The following is an 18,651-nucleotide window of genomic DNA, read 5'->3' as shown; positions in this document are numbered from 1 at the left end:
CTTATACTCTCTTATATTTTAAAAAACAGACTAAATTATTGTATCACATGAGACCTTTCTTGTGAGTGGGTAAATATGAAGAAACTTTTCCAGTAGTTCTAGCGTCTATATGTAAGATAATGGATTATAGTGTAGACATAATGAAAATATTTAATAAGAAAAGAGAGGTATTCCTATGAAAAAATGGATCAGCATGGTTAGTGCTCTTCTCGTATTAAGCCTCGCCTCTAATGTAAGCGCAGTTGCAGCAGAGAAGTCGGTCACAACTACTAACCTCACTTCGTATGGAGCGGATTATCTGACCAAAACAGATGGTTCCTTCTGGGTATGGGGAGGGAATCGCTCTGTCCCCACTCAAATCCATGACCTGAATGAGGTACAAGCATACTTTGGTTCTCAATATGTAATGAAGAAAGACCTTTCGGTCTGGCAATGGAGAACATCGGCATACTCTGAAGCTGTTAAAGTGACACCCGTTCAAGAGTTAGACAATCTGGCAGATATGTTCATGGCGGGAAATAGAACGATAGCCCTTAAAGGAGACGGGACGATTCTAAGCGCCCCCCTTTCATCCGATGGACTCACTTCCTCCGCGTTCACACCGGTTTCCGGCGTCGATAACGTGGCAGCTGTGGGCGGTTACTATGAGTCTGATCTTCATAAGAGCTGGACACGTTACGTGTTCTTAAAGAAAGATGGAACTGTTTCTACTACACGCGATGACTTCGAAAGCTTCGAAACCATCCAAAAATTGACGGATATTATTCAAATCAAAAACAACCTAGCACTCAAGAAGGACGGTTCCATATGGAGTTGGCCAGTCCAAGATTATTACAAGAACCAAGGAGCTCCAATAGATCTATCTGCAACGCCTATTAAGGGAATCAGTAATATTAAAAGTTTAAAAGGAAATCAGAACAGCCTATTAGCCATTGACGGGGCCTCCCAATTATGGTTCTGGGGCGCTACCATTACAGGTTCCTCTGACGGAACAACTTACCATGAACAATCACCGGTTCTCCTTAAAGGAATCAAGAATGTAGTCGATGTTTGCATCGTAGAGCGGACTATTGTTGCATTAACTGGGGAAGGAAATCTCTATCAGACTTCTATTGAAAACGAGAGTATGTCCTCTGATTCAAAATTCACACTTCTTGATACTGAGGTAAGCAGCATTAAGAATGGTGCACGACATATCATCATGCAAAAGAAAGACGGTTCCCTATGGGGTTGGGGTGTCAATAAGAACGCACAGCTAGGATACGGAGACTATGAATTCACCCATGAAGCACCCGTCCCAGTTCAAAAGCCAATTTCTATCTCCCTAAATGGTGAATCCATCCCTCTTTCCAATGGTGTTATCACTCGAAACGGGCAGAATTTCGTCCCCCTCCGATCTCTGTTCGAGAAATTAGGTGCGACGATTACCTTTAAAGAGAACTTAACTGCAGCCAAAACGGTAGATAAACAAATCATGATCACTCGTACAGCTTCAGATAAGCCAGCTCTCGCTATCGGTATTAACGGTGTAACTGGAGCGACAATGGTGAACAATAAATCCGTGAATCTCCCTACACTTCCCTTCATCGTAAATGGATCAATGTATCTGCCGCTTCGATTTATCAGTGAACAACTTGGCGCAAAGGTTGAGTGGCTCCCACAGGAGGAGCGCATCGCCATCACGATGCAATAAGGAGTAATCAAAAAAGGTGTCCCATCACGGGACACCTTTTTATTAACCTTAAGATAAACGTTCGCTGAAATCTTCGAAAGCGAACTGTTTGATCACTTTGATTCCCTCTTCTTCATTGTAACTAACAATAGAAGGCAGGTTCACACCGTTAAACATATGGTTCTTCACCATGGAATAATGGGCCATATCAAGGAATACGAGTCTATCTCCGTATTTCAAAGGCTCCTTAAAGGAATAATCTCCGATAACGTCACCCGCTAGGCAAGTCATTCCACCTAATCTGTACGTATAAGGAAATTCCCCAGGTTGTCCAGCATCAATAATGTTCGGACGGTACGGCATGGCCAGTACGTCCGGCATGTGGCACTCTGCCGAGGTATCGAGAATTGCAATATCCATTCCGTTATGCATCACATCGAGAACGGTAGCTACCAGATATCCGGTATTAAGCGCTACTGCTTCACCCGGCTCCAGATAGATTTCCACACCGTAAGTCTCTTTCATGTGTAGAATGCACTTGACCAGGGTCTCTAGATCATAATCAGGACGTGTAATATGATGACCGCCACCGAAATTAAGCCATTTCATTCCTTTGAGATAAGGTCCGAACCTCTCTTCAACTACCTTGAGCGTACGCTCAAGGGTATCCGAATTCTGTTCGCACATTGTATGGAAGTGTAGTCCATCAATGCCTTCAAGCTCTTCCGGTCTGAAGTTAGGGAGAGTTACTCCCATTCTGGAATAATTATAGCACGGATCATACAGCGGAACTTCGATCTCGGAATATTCCGGATTCACACGAATGCCGCAGCTGATATGCTTCGGTGCATTCTTAACGCGATCCTTGAATCGATTCCACTGGTCAAAAGAATTGAACACAATGTGATCGGAATATCCAAGAAGCTCATCGAACTCACTATCTATATAAGCTGGTGCGTACACATGAACCTCTTTGCCCATCTTTTCATAGCCAAGTCTGGCTTCAAACAAAGAGCTTGAGGTTACGCCATGCAAGTACTTTCCAACTAACGGATACAAGGAATGCATGGAGAAGCCTTTTTGTGCGAGCAAAATCTTTGCTCCAGTACGTTCCTGTACAGAATTCATAATCTCAAGATTACGTGTAAGCAATCTTTCATCTACAAGGTAACAGGGTGACGGGACCGCGCTGATATCTATATCCATTATCGCGCCTTAGTCTAACAGCGTTGGCGAGAAATCTTCTTGCCAAGGCAGACCATGTTTATTTAAAGCTTCCATGAATGGATCTGGATCGAACTCTTCAACGTTGAATACGCCCGGTTTCTTCCAGATTCCTTTTATAATTAACATCGCTCCGATCATTGCAGGAACGCCTGTAGTGTAGGAAATGGCTTGGGAGCCAACCTCTGCATAGCACTCTTCATGATCGCAAACATTGTATACATAATAAGTTTTTGGCTTTCCGTCTTTAGTTCCTTGGATGATACATCCAATGTTCGTTTTGCCTTTTGTTCTTGGTCCCAAGGAAGCCGGGTCAGGTAAAATCGCCTTCAAAAATTGCAGAGGAACGATCTCTTTTCCTTCATACATGATAGGCTCGATAGAAGTCATGCCCACATTCTCAAGCACTTTCAAGTGAGTCAGGTAATTCTGCGAGAAAGTCATCCAGAAACGGATCTTCTTCACACCCTTGATGTTAACGGCCAAAGACTCTAATTCTTCATGATACAAAAGATAAATATCCTTTGGTCCAATCTCCGGAAGATCATATACTTTTTTCTCGGAAAGCGGTGCTGTTTCAATCCACTCGCCATTCTCGAAATAGCGGCCATTGGCTGTAATTTCACGAATATTGATTTCAGGATTAAAATTTGTTGCAAATGGATATCCGTGATCACCAGCATTGGCGTCTACAATATCAATAGTATGAATTTCATCAAAATAGTGCTTTTGAGCGTAAGCTGTGAACACGCCCGTTACACCTGGATCAAATCCACTGCCTAGCAACGCGGTAAGACCTGCTTTTTCGAATCTTTCTTTGTAAGCCCACTGCCAAGAGTATTCAAATTTCGCTGTATCTTGTGGTTCATAATTGGCAGTATCCACATAGTGCACTCCTGTTGCCAGGCACGCATCCATGATTGTCAGGTCCTGATATGGGAGAGCGACATTAATAACGACATCCGGCTCAAAGCTCTTGATCAGTTCAATGACTTCGTCCGTATTATCTGCATCGAGCTGAGCAGTAGAAATCTTCGTGCGGCCTCCGGCTAATTTATCTTTCAGAGCGTCACATTTCGCGACAGTTCTGCTAGCTATGCAGATCTCTTCAAATACATCCGGGTTCTGGCAGCATTTGTGAACAACAACACTGGAAACACCGCCAGCGCCAATAATTAACGCTTTTCCCAAAATAAAAACCTCCTAAAATTCCATTTGCAAAATCAACAAGGCTGATTATACATAATATTTTTGAATAAATCAATAAAAACCGACAAAAAATGATGTTTATTGTGTAAAATCTTCAAAGAATCTTGTTAATACTCTTGAATGCTCATATTTCCTCGATTATCCACCTATATATCTTATGAAAATCGCTGGAATGGAGTAAATTTCCGGAAACTAGGACAACTAGATTATTCTATCACAATAGGGGGCTACTTCATACGATTTATTTTAAATTCAATGTGAAACCTCACCACCCTTTCAACTCCGCGTAGAGACGTTCAGTTTCAGTGGCATCCTTATTGTTGTAGAGCACATATACATCCGGCAATTTAATCACAATATATGGCGGAGAATTTTTCACAAGATAGACCTTACTCTTCCCAAACCCGTCAAACTTAAAGTTTCCAATGGCTACTGTATCCGTCGCAACGCCATTTGTTCTTCGGCCTCTTGGTAAGCTGTCCACAAGCGTCAGTTCTTGCACATCCTTCATGGCGAAGCTGTAATTATACATTGGATATTCAATCGAGACCCTTCCTTTTGTGTCTGTAGTTAAGGTAGGTGTTGAGAAATCAGTCTGAACGCCCATCCAACCCGTCCCGATCAACAGCAATATAACGAATACAAAGAGGCCGTAGTATATACTCTTACCCGTTTTTGTCCCAATATTAATCGTAGTGCCGATCCCAAGACGCTTCGGAACCATAACAGAGCGATCATTGGGGTTATTATACGTTGTCCCATTAATCCAATATTCATCATCATCCGTATACAATATCTCATGATCACCATTTAGCAGCGCAGCTTCAAGTTTCTTCAATTTATGATGTACATAAAAAATACCTGTCACCGGAATAACGGAGAACAAGAAGATACCCAAACTCCATACTATAGTTGAAGCCGCTCCATTTAAGGATAAGGCAAACACCGAAATTACGGCGATACAGCTATTGATGATAGCCATTCCAAACCATAGCAAGGACCAATATCTACGATTAGCCTGGTTAAGCAGGATATTAGTCTCGCTGTTATTCGTGTAAATTTTAGTCTTCGTTCGATTAAAGGAGATAACAATAATACAGAAAAACACGGTCAGCCCTAATGCTGTACCACCAGCCATTCGAACAATTTCAATATTTTCCTCCGGAACTGGGATCATAAAAGATAACGTAGCAATTAGTGCAGGAATTATGTACCAGTATAAAGAAAGACTCATTTTCTTTTTTAGCAGAGATAGCTTGGTATCCATTCGAACCATTCGCTTCTCTCCCACGAACCACTCATTTTCCCGTTTCAGTTCTACCGCTGCATGATGTGCCTTAATGAATGGAATTCGAAGCAGAAGCATCATAACACTCGTCCAAACATAAAAAAAGATCAGTGTGAAAGAGAGATAGCCGCTCAAGAACAAAATAGGAACCAAAGCCAGAAATGATAGGAGTCCATACTTTTTATACCTCTTCTCAGTTGAAATTTGCAGTTCGCGCAGACGTTCATCCTCAAGAGCAAACGCCGGAAGACTAACCCCAAACCACAGATTATCCTTCAGCTTCAAAGTACTCCTATACGTAAAAAACATAATAACTAAAATAACTATAGCTATACAAAAGAAAACGATAGCCATCTGAGTGTCCCCCTATTCCGTGATGGATGTAGAATTAAACGATACGGATGAAAAGATTCCAGCACACATTTGCATAAACTCCTCCCGGCCAATCCCTTTTACACTTGCCTCCGAGATGACTAACCGTAGTTCATTTTCCAGCTTCTCCTTAAACTCTGGCTGTCCATTCCCTATCGGAGCAACTGTAGCACCATGCCTGCGATCTATCGTTATGAAGCCTTCATTCTTCAAAATCGCGTACGCTTTGTTCACGGTCATTGCGTTTATCCCTAAATCTTCAGCCATTTGCCGCACTGTTGGTAATTTCTCCCCATCCGCCAGTTCACCTGAGCCAATTCCAATCACGATCTCATTACGAAGCTGTACATAAATTGGTGTATCACTTTTAAAATCAAGCGTTATGATCATATTATCCATCCATTCAAAAAAAGTATTATTTGTATTAGTGATACTAATACAAATAATACTTAATGTCAAAATACCCCTATTTAATTCGAATGGATTTGAACAGCATAAGCTTCTGCATCCCACTCTACCTTAGCGCCTAACATTTCACTCACCAGTCTTAAAGGTACATATACACTATCATTAATAAAGACTGGCTTTTGATCTGTGGCTATTACTTTTCCATTTACAGTCGTTTGTCCATTAACCGAATTTAAAATCAGCGTAGTAGATGTAGATTTCTTCACAGCAATAACTGATCTCGATGGAACGTCCCAACGTACATCCACTCCCATTTGCTGAAATATTCCTCTTAAAGGAACGTAAGTAGAATTGTTGAGCAATAAAGGAGGCATGGTCAGATCCATTTCACTATTGTTCAACAGGACCTGTATCGATTTTTTCACGGGCTGAGGTGTGTCAATCATAAAATCTCTAACCCCCAACCCAGTCTGTCCAAATTCATTCGTTCCCCATGCAAGAACATGACCGTCTTTTAAGAGCACATAATGATTTCTGTTCCCGCTGGTAATCGAAGCTGCATTTTGAATACCACTAATCTGCTTAACATTCATTTTATTTTTATCATCAACGGTCCACTGCCATACGGTCCCATCAGCTTTTACTGCAGAGTCCGTTGTCATCGATACGACATCAGTGAGTCCTGGGAGCTGAATCGGCTGTAACGTTTTACCCGGATAACTATCTGTGTAATTACCCCATAACCAAACGGTGCCATCCCATCTCAAAGCTGCTCCATACTGCCCATTAATATCTACAGCTTTATATTCCCCGTTCCCCTTAATTTGGGTAGGCTTTAAGACCGTATCCTTTTTAATACCTATAGTTTTAGATGAACCCCACACCCACACCTCTCCGCCGTTCCCAAGTGCCACTGAATTATTCGATCCTGCAGCTATAGCTAAAATAGAAGGTAGTCCTTTCACCTGCACCGGTGTTAGCCCATTTTTCCCTGAATCGTCACCCAGTTCTCCTTGCTCATTGCCACCCCACGCCCAGACCGTCCCGTCTTTTCGAAGAGCCAAGCTATGTGAGCCTCCTGCCGAAACAGAAATCACGTCCGTTAATCCCTTCACTTGAACCGGCTCTACAAGGACCGTCAAGGATTGTACGCCAGTGCCAAGTTGTCCATGTTCATTCCTACCCACTGCCCACACGGTTTCATCATCTTTCAGCATTAAGTTATGCCGATCTCCACCTGAAACTTGCTTCACATGATCAATATGCATTTTGACGGGAGTATACGCCGGCGTAGTTGCTCCATTACCAATAGAGCCGTATCCACCCCCCCAAGCCCAGGCTGTTCCATCTGCAGTGATGGCATAAGCACTTCTATCCCCCGCATCCAGCCCTGTGATGCCAGACAATAACTTCTTTTTATCCGGGAAATTCACTACACTGTCCGCCTTAACTATTAATGGAGAGACTGCAGCTAGGATAATTGCTGCCCCGACAACCACACTACCTATTCGTCTTATCTGAATTTTAATGCTTGAAATTTGTCTTCCCACTTAAAATCACTCCTTTTAGAATCGGTAGGGTCAACCTATTGATCTGCACCAATAGAGACCCATTGTATTCACTCTCCTTATATAGACTGTGGAATATTATGTAAAGTTGCGAGAAACTGTAATTTTTTAAATCAATTTATACGCATTTAGCCTGTAGTTTAGGATTGAAGCTGGTTTTAACTGTTTATATGGCATAAATCGCTTGTTGCTGCGCTCTAGGTCTCTCGTCCGTCTTTTGACACACGAAAACTTCAAGAGCATAATAGGCATCGGCATATTGCAACGGATTCCCACAACATACAGGGTTATGCAGGGTGATAGTGTGTTTTGCACCAGAGAGGATGATAACGAGTGAAAAAAGATTTTCGGATAAAAAATAAGCCCTTTCTAATCTTTAGCTTCGTCCTGCTCTTAAAATGCGCAGTGGCCTGGTTCGTGGTATTTAGTGACGGACCTAATTGGAGCATGCTGCTCACAGAGATTCCGTTCTTCTTTATCGTATTTGGACTCATTGAGTGGATGGCTTCCAAGCGGAAGTTTCTGTATTACATGATTGCGAACTTATTGATTTCAGTAATTTATTTTGCTGTCCTTATGTATTACAAGTATTACGGTGTCATTGCTACCTACCACGCCTTACAACAAGCGGATAAAGTTACCAAGGTTGGAGAAAGCACATATTCTTTGCTGGACCCTTATTATTTGTTCATTTTTGTGGATATTGTAGTCTTCATGTTCTTTATGTTCCGTCCCAAATATATTGCGGCCTGGAAAGAAAGAGGCATGAACCGGCGTATGAACCGAACCGCCTTGCTTGGGATCATTAGCGTTTCCCTGGCGATCTGTGTCTTTAATGTTTGGCCGAATCATGCCAGTATGAACGAGAATAAAAAGGCAGAGAGTATGGGGATTCTCAATTACGAGGTATATACCATCTTTGCTGACAGCACAGAAAAGCAAGAAATGATCGACAGCAAAGAAATTACGCAGCAGGCTGTGGACGCTACAAAGGGGATTACGGAGCCAGTCTCTCCGAAGTATTGGGCAGCGGCTCAAGGTAAGAATCTCATTGTAGTGCAAATGGAATCTTTTCAGAATTTCCTGCTTGGCTTAAGCATCGACGGACAGGAAGTGACTCCCAATCTAAATAAGCTTATAGCAAGCGAACATTATTTCAATAACTTCTATACGAATGCGGGGCAAGGTACAACATCAGATGCAGAGTTTGTAGTGAACACCTCGCTATATGTTCCTCATCACGAAGTAGCTACTTCCTCCAACTATATGACTAAAGAACTTCCCAGCCTGCCTAAGCTGATGAAAGCTAACGGATACAATACGGCCACCTTTCACACCAACAGCGTAGAATTCTGGAATCGCAAAACTTTATATAAGGTGCTGGGCTTTGACAAATACTACGATCAGTCCTTCTATGGAGATGATGATCATATCGCATTTGGTTCCTCCGATGAAGTGCTGTTTGCCAAGACGGTTCCTGAATTAAGCAAAATGGATGCTGAAGACAATCCTTTTTACGCGATGGTCATCTCTATGAGTGCTCATCACCCTTATAAAATGCCTGAATCAAAATATAAGATGACGCTGCCTAAGCGGTACGAAGGAACCTTAGTCGGCAACTATATTTTAGCCCAAAATTATGCGGATTACGCCATGGGACAATTCCTAGACGAACTGAAGTCCAGCGGGTTATGGGAAGATAGCGTGATTGTCTTTTACGGAGATCATCAAGGTGTATCACTGTACTCTCTTGATGGCAACGAGAAATCTTTAATGGAGGAAATGGTCGGGCATGAATATGGATATACCGATATGTTCAATGTTCCTTTCATTGTTCATGCCCCAGGCTTAGATCAGCCTACTGTGTACACTCAAACCGGCGGTCAGATTGACATCTTACCCACTGTAGCTAATCTGTTAGGCATTTCTATGAAGGATCAGCTCCACTTCGGAGAAGATCTGATGAATCAACAGACCAACCTGCTGCCGGTTAGACATTTTCTTCCCACTGGTTCTTTTATTAATGACACAAGCTTGTACTTGACGGGTGTCGATTATGATGATGGAAATAACTATAATCTAATCGATGGATCTGAAACTGAGGGCGGTTCGACAAAAGAACAATTCGATGCCGTTCAGCGGCTGTTGAATATGTCTAATAGTTATATTCTGCAACGGCCGGATTTATCTTCTACGGAGGATGGCGGACAGAGCAAATAATTGATATAAACGCAAGAATGCCCTTCAGCCATTGGCCGAGGGGCATTCTTGCGTTTATTAAAATAATTAAACCGTTGTTGCAGGTACACTTTCACGAATTGCCTCTTGCTCTACTGGTGCGTTAACCAGCATATACACACGAGATTCGTAAGGGCGTAATGCCACTGTCTCGATCTTCTCGGCAGGGTCAGCTTCATAGTTATTCAACAGCAGCTCACTGGAGTCAAATTCCAAGTCAAACGGAAGATCGAACAGTGCTTCCTCTGAAGTCAGGTTTGACATGACCAGTAATTTCTCATTGCCAAGTGTACGAGTATAAGCGTAGATTCGTTCATCCTCAGGCAGGATCAAATCATAGGTACCATAAACGGTAATAGGATTAGCAGCCCGAAGTGCGATTAGTTTTTTATAATGATGATAGATGGAATCAGGGTCCTGCTTCGCACGCTCCACATTGATCTCCGTGAAATTAGGATTAACCTTCATCCAAGGCTTGCCGCTGCTGAAACCAGCATTCTCAGAGTCATCCCATTGCATTGGCGTTCTAGAATTGTCGCGACCGTTCTTCCAAATAACCTCCATGACTTCTTCATGTGATTTTCCGGCATCTGTCTCTAAACGATACAGGTTCTTCATCGCCACATCATCATAATCATCCATCGAATCAAATCGTACATTGGTCATTCCAATTTCTTGACCTTGATAAATAAATGGTGTTCCTTGCATTAGGAAATACATCGTAGCCAGCGATTTGGCCGATGCCTTCCAATACTCCCCATCATTTCCCCAAGTGGAAACTGAACGTGGTTGATCGTGATTCTCGATAAAGAGTGCATTCCAGCCTCTACCCTCAAGACCTTTTTGCCAACGCGAAAGTGCTGATTTCAGCTGCAGAACATCCAAGCCACCTGTAACACTCTTATTCCAAAGGGCTAAATGCTCGAATTGAAAAATCATATTGAATTTGCCCTGCTCCTCGCCTACCCACATTTCCGCTTGATCGACACTGACACCACTGGCTTCACCAACGGTCATAATGTCATAACGATCAAATGTTTCCTGTTTCAGTTCCTGTAATAAATCGTGAATGCCTTCCCGATTCATATGACCCGCACCGGAGGAAACGAACGGAAGATGATCTGGATTTGGCAGATCAGGAAGACCTGAAATTTTCTTAATATGTGAAATAGCATCCACTCTGAAGCCGTCAATCCCTTTATCTAGCCACCAATTGACCATACCGTATAATTCCTTACGTACTTCAGGATTTTCCCAGTTGAGGTCAGGCTGTCTTTTGGAGAATACATGCATGAAATATTGCTCTGTAGCGGGGTCAAACTCCCAGATTGAACCGCTAAAAATACTCTCCCAGTTATTCGGTTCCTTTCCGTCCTTAGGATCTCTCCAAATATAATAATCACGTTTAGCATTATCCTTGCTTGAACGTGCTTCAACAAACCAAGGGTGTTCGTCTGAAGTATGGTTAATGACAAGATCCAGAATCAGCTTCATGCCCCGTGCATGAACCTCGCTTAATAGCTGATCGAAATCAGCCATACTGCCGAACTCCGCCATAATATCCTGGTAATCTGAAATATCATATCCGTTATCATCGTTCGGGGATTTATAAATAGGACAAATCCAAATGACATTGATGCCAAGGTCCTGCAAATAATCAAGTTTTGAGATTACTCCTTGTAAATCTCCAACACCATCGCCATTGCTGTCCATAAAGCTCCGCGGGTAAATTTGATACGCTGTGGCTTCTTTCCACCATGCTCTGTTCAATGTATGCAGCTCCTTCGTATTCATATACCCTCTCAGGAAAATATTTTCCTATCCAATTCACGAATTAGTGATTTTCATCATAAAAATTAAGATTATCCACTAAAAAACTATCTATTTAGGGTTTATTTAAGGAAATTATTTTCCTATGCGATCATTATAGGATCTTTTATTTTCCTGGTCAATAACAATCTTTTGGATTCTTGAAGCTATCCGTGATATGCTTGCGATATATTCTAGAACGAATACAAGATTGGAAAGTTATGGTGATATTCTTGAAGGTAAAAATTAAAGATATAGCCAAAATGGCTGACGTTTCAATAGCTACCGTATCAAGGGTTGTCAATAACAGCAAACCGGTAAACGAGGAAGTTCGTAAGCGTGTATTGGAAGCCATGAAACAATTGAATTACCGTCCTAATGTCATCAGTTCAGATGCAGGCAGATCGGATACACCTCTGATTGGTGTCATTATTCCGCAGAACAGTAATACCGTGCTTGATGATTTCAATATTGGCATACGTGATCTCGCCGAGCTATATGGTTATGATGTTTTGGTCGGGTTAACAGACGGAAGTGTAAATAGTGAACTTCATTATTTGAACTTATTCCACCATATGGGGACTGAGGGTTATATATATGTAGGCTCGGTTCCGAGTAAGGAGCATTTGGGGATTATTAAAAAATCCGGGTCACCTTGCGTGTTAGTCGGAGAACAATCTCAGATTGATTCGATCCCTTCTGTCCATCTGGATAATGTCACCGCTTCCTATGAAGCCGTTACTTATCTGGTTCAAAAAGGGCATAAAAGTATCGGCATGATCCGGGTATCTGGAGAGAATGCGGTGGGTGGTGCTCGTTATCGCGGATATCAACAAGCGCTGATGGATGCTGGAATAACCTTAAGGGAAGAATGGGTAGTAGAAAGTGGAATGGCTGTAGAAGATGGAAGCGACGCGATGCGCCGGATTAAGGATAGCGGGGAGTTGCCTACTGCGGTTTTTTGCTCCACAGATTGGATAGCTGTAGGGGCGATGAATTTTCTGATCGATAACGGCATTCGGGTGCCAGAGGATGTTGCGGTGTTCGGATTCGATAATAGCTTTATTGCTTCTGTCGTTCGTCCCAAGCTGTCCTCGGTGGAATATTCCGGAACGGAGATTGGAATGACTGCTACCCGGACCTTAATCAAGCTGATTAAAGGGGAGACTGGTATTCAGCATCATGCAAATGTAGCTCATTATTTGGCGATTCGCGAAAGTACGGGTTAGGGAAAACTTCCCTAACCCTATTTTTAAATCTGAGACTGGTTATTGTGTAAATCCTACACGGGCGCGTTCCCGTCCTTTAGTATCTAGTGTGATGGAACAGACGGAAGTCATGGGAATATAAAGCTCCTCGAATTCTGTCCGATATTTAATGAACTTCTCAGTTACCGTTTCCAAAATGCCTTTTCTAGCGTTAGAGCCATCTACAAAATAAATGGTTACCTCTTTGCCCTGCAAAGCTTCCAGCATCACTCACTTCACTCCTTCGTCCTACAGATTTGTGATGACTTTGTCGATAATCCCGTACTCCACTGCTTCATCAGCTGACATGTAATAATCCCGATCCATATCTTGCATTACCTTTTCCACCGTTTGTCCGGTTCGGTCCGCTGTAATTTGAACAAGCACTTCCCTTAGCTTCAAAATACGTTTGGCTCTAATTGCAATATCACTAGCCTGACCCTGCGCTCCACCATGCGGCTGATGTATCATGATCTCACTGTTTGGCAATGCAAAACGTTTCCCCTTGGCTCCAGCTAACAATAGAAGTGAACCAAAGGAAGCCGCCATCCCTGTGCAAATCGTGTTCACCTGTGGTTTAATAAGCTGCATCGTATCATAAATACTGAGTCCCGCCGTTACGGACCCCCCTGGACTATTGATATACATGTGTATATCTTTATCTGGATCCTCAGCTGATAAGAACAACAACTGAGCAACAACACTATTCGCTAATTGATCCTCAATCTCCGCCCCCACAAATACAATTCGATCCTTTAGCAGCCGTGAATAAATATCGTAAGATCTCTCTCCTTGATTCGTTTGTTCAATGACATAAGGAATGTACGCCATGCGTATCTGACCTCCATCCGTTAATATTATTTTGAAATCTACCCTGTAAACGGATTAGTCTTTGGAGAGGATACGGGATGTGGGGAAAATATTATTTTTATGATTGCGTATCTTATTTTCGAGCTCATTCGTTTATTATTAGAAGTAACCGAAATCACTTTACCGGAAAAGGGGTTATGCAGAGTGATCAGCCTTGAGAAGCTTAACGCCGGCCATGAACCGGATGAGAATCATACCATGTGTTTGCAAATGACCCTGAAGCGGTATTGCCTTGCACTGACACAATCCCCGTGGGAAGCCGAAGATTTGGTTCAGGATACGTGGGTCAAAGCACTGGGCTATATGAAGACTTCCGAACATTCGAAGCTGAAGAGCGATGATATGAACGATACAAGTCAAATGAACAACAATACAGATCATACAAGTCGTACGAATTTCAGCTCGCTAACGAATCATCCAAATCCTGAGGCGCTACTCCTGAGGATTGCCAGAAATACCTGGACAGATATTATGCGGCGAAAAGCCACGTTGTCACGGGTGCTGGAAATGGATCAACCACGGACAGAGGAAGCAGCAGGGTATGGTTTATTTGAGATTGAGGCTGCTTTTCAAGCCTTACAGAAGCATCTGTCTCCACTACAGCAAGCAGTCTTCCTGCTTCGCGATGTCTTCGAGCACTCCGGACTCGAAGCTGCGGAAATACTCGACACCACAGAAGGAGCCATCAAAGCTGCTCTGCATCGCGCCCGGCAAGCCCTCCCTGCAGTCAGACAAGAGCTTCTTCAATCTAACGGACCCTCCATTGTGCAGGATACGGAATTACAGATTGCCTTGAATCGCCTTGCATCCGCCTATGAACAAGGGCAAATCGCCGAGCTGATTGAGCTTGTCCTTGCGGATGAAAGTCAAGAAACTGTTATGGCCGTGTCCAGCCAAAGCTTCCAAAGCTTCCAGAGCGTTCAGCCTTTCCAATCTGACGGATTCAACTCTATGGGCTGGAACTATTCCGAGCCAGGAATGCGGATGGTGGCTTAGCCTTTCGTGACGCTATTTCGTAATACTGGACTACACTTAGCTAAATGAAGCACATTACGTTACGTTATAACCGAACAAATATTAGTTTTGAAAAGTGTGAGTTTGATGAGATAGGTAAGTTTTGTGAGTTAGGTCAGTTAGTTGTATAGTTGGGTGATGTTTTAGCTTTGAGTTAGTGACGTTGCAAAATGTGCAACAGAATCCATGAAATCAACGCTAAAAAATGAAAGTACTGCACTATCTGCAATAGATTTTTAATATAAGTGACTTTTAAGGCAATTTCTCATCTTGTGATTGTATAGAGTGCAATAGAATTGAACTCTGTCTTATTTAGTTTAAATTCTATTGCACAAAGTACAATCACACGAATGAAATCTCCTTACATACCTTCATGCATAATTCATAATTCATAATTCATAATTTATCATTTATTTATCATTTATCATTTATCATTCATCACCTAACACCTATCACTCTTTTAGGCACACCCCCGCTTATAAAAGGAAGACTTCATTTAGACTTATAAATATACATTAGTTGGTGAGGAGTGGCATGATATGAGGAAAATTCTTATCTTAGGCGGCACGCGCTTTTTTGGAAAAAGGTTAGTTGAACGATTACTACAGGATTCCGTAAACGACGTAACGATACTTACACGCGGGGAAACTAGCGATTCCTTTGGAGATCGCATCCACCGGATCCATGCGGACCGTTTCCAAGCCAACGAGCTCGCTCAGGCGGTAGGAGATACACTATGGGATGTCGTGTTCGATAATATTTGTTATTCACCGGACGAAGCGGATCAGGCATGCCGGATTTTTGATGGTAAAACGAAACGGTATATTCTCACCTCAAGTTTATCCGTCTATGATTTCAGCGAAGAAGCGCTGACCGAGGACATTTTCGATCCTAATGCTTACCCTATCCGCCACGGAGGGCGAAATGATTTTACCTATCAAGAGGGAAAAAGACTGGCGGAAGCTGTCTTTATGCAGAAGGCCACCTTCCCAGTCGCCGCGGTTCGCTTTCCAATTGTGCTGGGAATAGATGATTATACGCGAAGACTTCATTTTCATATTGAGCATGTCCGTAATGAGTTGCCTATTGGTATACCGAATCCCGGAGCATATATCTCCTTTATCCGTTCAGATGAAGCTGCTGATTTCCTATATTGGCTCGGATGTAGCTCTACTATGACAGGACCGTTCAACGCTTGCTCAGACGGTACAATTAGAATTACGGATATTCTCACAATGATTGAAGAAGAAACGGGGAAGCACGCCAGCATCCAGAGCCAAACCGCGGACGAGCATATGTCACCATTCGGAATTGAACAATCCTGGTTTATGGATACGACCAAAGCCCAGTCGGCGGGGTACAAGTTTCTCAATCTAAAGAACTGGTTCCCAGAGCTAGTCAGCTCTCTGAACAAAACCTACGAGGAATAACAGTCAGCACCTTAATAGACCCCTTTCACTCACTCATTCATCTACGCAACAAAAAAGCTGTCCCTTAGTAGATTTTTTCTATGAAGGAGCAGCTTTTACATTGTACAAAACCTCTGCAAATGTTCAGTTAACTGCACGCTATACAACTAAATCAGGCCGGCCAAGCTTATGTTCGACTTTAGTTGTATTCAGTGCAATTAAAAACTAGCTAAACACCACTGACAGCCATTTCTCGGAGAAATAACTGCACAAAGTACAACTAAACACACATAGAGGAGATCACATCCTTTAATAGCTGTATTGAATACACTTAACGCGCAAAAAAAGGTAGTTAGAAGGATCTCCCCTCTAAGCTACCCTTTTACGTTACAGAATTAGTGAATCAAGTCGCTCCCGATGTGCGGGCAGTCAATCAAACCTTCCCCTACGCGGAGATTGTCAAATAAGAGCGCTCCTCAAGCGTTTCATCGCCAGGTGAGTCACTGTCATCCCCAGCGACAATCTCGTCTACTATGTCCGAATTAATCTTGAAGACGTTGATTTCCTTGAATAATTTTTGCGAAATCTCATTAATCTCAACGGCTTGACGGGCAATGTCGTGGATCGCGTTGTCCTGTTGCACGCTAGAGGCATTCACTTCCTGAACCCCTGCCGCAGTTTCCTCAGCAATGGCTGCCACGTTGTGAACAGACTCTGCGAGTCTACGATTCATAGTCTGTGTCATATCTACCTTGTCATGGATTTGCCCAATCTGCTTACTAATCTCAACGATCGATTCATCTATCGCTTCAAATGAAGACAACGTTTCTGCCACTTTTTGATCCTGCTCTTCAAGGTTTCCTTTGGTCTCCAGCATATATTGCTGGAATTCATCCATCCCTGCTTGCAGTTCGTTAATAATCTGACTGATATGTACGGAGGATTCTTTGGTCTGATCAGATAATTGTCTCACTTCATCAGCTATGACGGCAAAGCCCTTTCCATAAGCTCCCGCCCGCGCTGCTTCAATCGCTGCATTTAGTGAGAGAATATTGGTCTGGTTTGAAATGTTTGTGATCGATTTGGTAATTCTGGAGATGTCCTTCGATTGGTCGCTCAATTTGGTTAAAGCAAGATATACTTTATTCACAGACTCACGGGAGTGCTCTGATACCACACGCAAGGCGATGACGGATTCTGAACCTTTTCGAGTATTGTGATTAGCGGTTTGACTGGTCGAGAGCATAACCTCGGTATATTCCGTAATTTCATGAACTTCCCGTTCCAGTTCCTGAATCAAGCTTGCGCTCTGCTCAGATTGTCCGGCTTGCTGCTCAGCGCCTACAGAGATTTCCTGTATTGTGCTTACGATTTCTTGATTCGTATGAGCGGTAATCGATGAAGATTGTTGAAAAGAGTGCGAATAAGTCGCAAGCGAAGAAGCTACGGATTGAGTCTGCTGAAGCATCTCTCGTACCCGCAACACCATATGGTCAAAATGATGACTTAAACTTCCAAGTTCATCATGATATGGCGAATTAATCTGCTGCCGCAAATCACCCTCAGCAATTTTACGTAGAGCCGCTTGCAACTTATTTATAGGATTCAGAAAGGACCGAATTAGCATAACCGCAATAACAAGTGTGAAAACAAATACTAATAATGCGGCATAAGTCCCCATAGAACTGGTCAGATTTAACAAATCAAAAGAATAATCCTGGGCTCTTTCTGCGTTCTCTGCTGCTGCGATGTATAGTTTCTCATTAGTCTCCAGCATCTCTTTATTCATAGCCAATGCTTTCGTATGTAATTCATCTATTCGTTCCAGAACGGCCATGGGATCAAGCTGCTCGTCCTGTATCGTATTCACTAATCCGTCAAAATAACCCGTATACCCTCCAATTTGATTACGTAGCTGTTCTAACTCCTTTGACGCTGGCGAATCTGCCTCAAATTCCACTTTACCCAATTGTTCCATTAATTTTGTCTGTTTGTCCTTAAAGGGTTGGGTAAACTCTAAATCGCTAGAGCCTGCTAGAGAGGTTTCCACACCGTTCATTTCTTGAAGCAGTTGAGTAATGCTGGATACTGTAATTCTTTTTTCCATCTCCATTTTTTGTGTTTCCATAGAGATTTCTACTTGATTGATTTTATAATTTTGGTATAGCGCTACCCCTAGAAAAAATAGTACCACGGCAGAAAAACTCAAGATCAACTTCCACTTCATTGATAGATGCATAGACCTAGCCTTCAACAATATCATCCTCCGTATAAAGCCTCATATGGCAATAGGTACTTTTTACTAATATCTAAATTGTAGAAG

Annotated in this window: 14 protein-coding genes; 5 read left to right on the top strand and 9 right to left on the bottom strand. The window is 42.6% G+C overall.

Features of this window, described 5'->3' with window-relative positions:
* The first annotated feature begins 175 nt into the window (after positions 1 to 175).
* The gene (locus ACN6KS_RS09850) at positions 176 to 1,693 is read left to right on the top strand and encodes a stalk domain-containing protein (protein WP_094878318.1); all 1,518 of its coding nucleotides are present in this window, start codon (positions 176 to 178) and stop codon (positions 1,691 to 1,693) included.
* Between the two features lie 48 nt (positions 1,694 to 1,741).
* Here the strand turns inward: ACN6KS_RS09850 and nspC are convergent, their stop codons facing one another.
* The 5 genes from nspC to ACN6KS_RS09825 all read right to left on the bottom strand — a co-directional run bounded on the left by nspC (position 1,742) and on the right by ACN6KS_RS09825 (position 7,723).
* Positions 1,742 to 2,878, bottom strand: a complete 1,137-nt coding sequence (gene nspC / locus ACN6KS_RS09845) for a carboxynorspermidine decarboxylase (RefSeq protein ID WP_440961916.1) — start codon at positions 2,876 to 2,878, stop codon at positions 1,742 to 1,744.
* A gap of 9 nt (positions 2,879 to 2,887) precedes the next feature.
* Complete coding sequence (locus ACN6KS_RS09840; RefSeq protein WP_060624451.1) at positions 2,888 to 4,087, bottom strand: saccharopine dehydrogenase family protein; 1,200 nt, start codon at positions 4,085 to 4,087, stop codon at positions 2,888 to 2,890.
* A 283-nt stretch (positions 4,088 to 4,370) separates the two neighbouring features.
* Positions 4,371 to 5,747 (bottom strand): DUF5808 domain-containing protein, encoded by a 1,377-nt coding sequence (locus tag ACN6KS_RS09835; RefSeq protein ID WP_440961915.1) that lies wholly within the window; start codon positions 5,745 to 5,747, stop codon positions 4,371 to 4,373.
* A gap of 12 nt (positions 5,748 to 5,759) precedes the next feature.
* Entirely contained in the window at positions 5,760 to 6,155 is a 396-nt protein-coding gene (locus ACN6KS_RS09830; protein ID WP_440961914.1) for a GntR family transcriptional regulator, read from the bottom strand.
* Between the two features lie 80 nt (positions 6,156 to 6,235).
* The gene (locus tag ACN6KS_RS09825; RefSeq protein ID WP_440961913.1) at positions 6,236 to 7,723 is read right to left on the bottom strand and encodes an RCC1 domain-containing protein; all 1,488 of its coding nucleotides are present in this window, start codon (positions 7,721 to 7,723) and stop codon (positions 6,236 to 6,238) included.
* 351 nt (positions 7,724 to 8,074) lie between these two features.
* Between ACN6KS_RS09825 and ACN6KS_RS09820 the strand changes: the two genes are divergently transcribed.
* On the top strand, positions 8,075 to 9,961 hold the full coding sequence (locus tag ACN6KS_RS09820; RefSeq protein WP_440961912.1) for an LTA synthase family protein: 1,887 nt from the start codon (positions 8,075 to 8,077) through the stop codon (positions 9,959 to 9,961).
* Positions 9,962 to 10,027: 66 nt separating this feature from the next.
* Here ACN6KS_RS09820 and ACN6KS_RS09815 read toward each other — a convergent pair whose 3' ends face one another.
* Positions 10,028 to 11,749 carry a glycoside hydrolase family 13 protein gene (locus ACN6KS_RS09815; RefSeq protein ID WP_094870973.1) on the bottom strand — a complete coding sequence of 574 codons (1,722 nt, stop codon included), beginning with the start codon at positions 11,747 to 11,749 and terminating at the stop codon, positions 10,028 to 10,030.
* A 272-nt stretch (positions 11,750 to 12,021) separates the two neighbouring features.
* Between ACN6KS_RS09815 and ACN6KS_RS09810 the strand changes: the two genes are divergently transcribed.
* Entirely contained in the window at positions 12,022 to 13,017 is a 996-nt protein-coding gene (locus ACN6KS_RS09810) for a LacI family DNA-binding transcriptional regulator (protein WP_440961911.1), read from the top strand.
* Between the two features lie 39 nt (positions 13,018 to 13,056).
* On the opposite strand, the gene ACN6KS_RS09805 is transcribed toward ACN6KS_RS09810, so the two are convergent.
* Both ACN6KS_RS09805 and clpP read right to left on the bottom strand, forming a co-directional pair.
* Complete coding sequence (locus tag ACN6KS_RS09805; protein WP_042193575.1) at positions 13,057 to 13,263, bottom strand: hypothetical protein; 207 nt, start codon at positions 13,261 to 13,263, stop codon at positions 13,057 to 13,059.
* 21 nt (positions 13,264 to 13,284) lie between these two features.
* Complete coding sequence (gene clpP / locus ACN6KS_RS09800; protein ID WP_094870914.1) at positions 13,285 to 13,866, bottom strand: ATP-dependent Clp endopeptidase proteolytic subunit ClpP; 582 nt, start codon at positions 13,864 to 13,866, stop codon at positions 13,285 to 13,287.
* A 99-nt stretch (positions 13,867 to 13,965) separates the two neighbouring features.
* Between clpP and ACN6KS_RS09795 the strand changes: the two genes are divergently transcribed.
* Both ACN6KS_RS09795 and ACN6KS_RS09790 read left to right on the top strand, forming a co-directional pair.
* Positions 13,966 to 14,901 (top strand): RNA polymerase sigma factor, encoded by a 936-nt coding sequence (locus ACN6KS_RS09795; RefSeq protein ID WP_440961910.1) that lies wholly within the window; start codon positions 13,966 to 13,968, stop codon positions 14,899 to 14,901.
* A 557-nt stretch (positions 14,902 to 15,458) separates the two neighbouring features.
* Positions 15,459 to 16,349: an NAD-dependent epimerase/dehydratase family protein gene (locus ACN6KS_RS09790; protein ID WP_440961909.1), complete on the top strand. Its 891-nt coding sequence runs from the start codon at positions 15,459 to 15,461 to the stop codon at positions 16,347 to 16,349.
* Positions 16,350 to 16,773: 424 nt separating this feature from the next.
* Here the strand turns inward: ACN6KS_RS09790 and ACN6KS_RS09785 are convergent, their stop codons facing one another.
* Positions 16,774 to 18,456: a methyl-accepting chemotaxis protein gene (locus ACN6KS_RS09785; protein WP_440961908.1), complete on the bottom strand. Its 1,683-nt coding sequence runs from the start codon at positions 18,454 to 18,456 to the stop codon at positions 16,774 to 16,776.
* Positions 18,457 to 18,651: the final 195 nt, after the last annotated feature.

The organism is Paenibacillus nitricinens (assembly GCF_052056485.1).
GTDB classification, from domain to species: Bacteria; Bacillota; Bacilli; order Paenibacillales; family Paenibacillaceae; genus Paenibacillus_AQ; species Paenibacillus_AQ nitricinens.
This window is presented reverse-complemented; position numbering and strand designations above follow the sequence as displayed.

What these genes read in the sequence shown, in the direction of transcription:
- clpP (WP_094870914.1), bottom strand. Translation starts at nt 13,866, where the DNA reads ATGGCGTACATTCCTTATGTCATTGAACAAACGAATCAAGGAGAGAGA.
- ACN6KS_RS09850 (WP_094878318.1), top strand. Translation starts at nt 176, where the DNA reads ATGAAAAAATGGATCAGCATGGTTAGTGCTCTTCTCGTATTAAGCCTC.
- ACN6KS_RS09795 (WP_440961910.1), top strand. Translation starts at nt 13,966, where the DNA reads ATGATTGCGTATCTTATTTTCGAGCTCATTCGTTTATTATTAGAAGTA.
- nspC (WP_440961916.1), bottom strand. Translation starts at nt 2,878, where the DNA reads ATGGATATAGATATCAGCGCGGTCCCGTCACCCTGTTACCTTGTAGAT.
- ACN6KS_RS09835 (WP_440961915.1), bottom strand. Translation starts at nt 5,747, where the DNA reads ATGGCTATCGTTTTCTTTTGTATAGCTATAGTTATTTTAGTTATTATG.
- ACN6KS_RS09790 (WP_440961909.1), top strand. Translation starts at nt 15,459, where the DNA reads ATGAGGAAAATTCTTATCTTAGGCGGCACGCGCTTTTTTGGAAAAAGG.
- ACN6KS_RS09830 (WP_440961914.1), bottom strand. Translation starts at nt 6,155, where the DNA reads ATGATCATAACGCTTGATTTTAAAAGTGATACACCAATTTATGTACAG.
- ACN6KS_RS09805 (WP_042193575.1), bottom strand. Translation starts at nt 13,263, where the DNA reads ATGCTGGAAGCTTTGCAGGGCAAAGAGGTAACCATTTATTTTGTAGAT.
- ACN6KS_RS09785 (WP_440961908.1), bottom strand. Translation starts at nt 18,456, where the DNA reads ATGGAAACACAAAAAATGGAGATGGAAAAAAGAATTACAGTATCCAGC.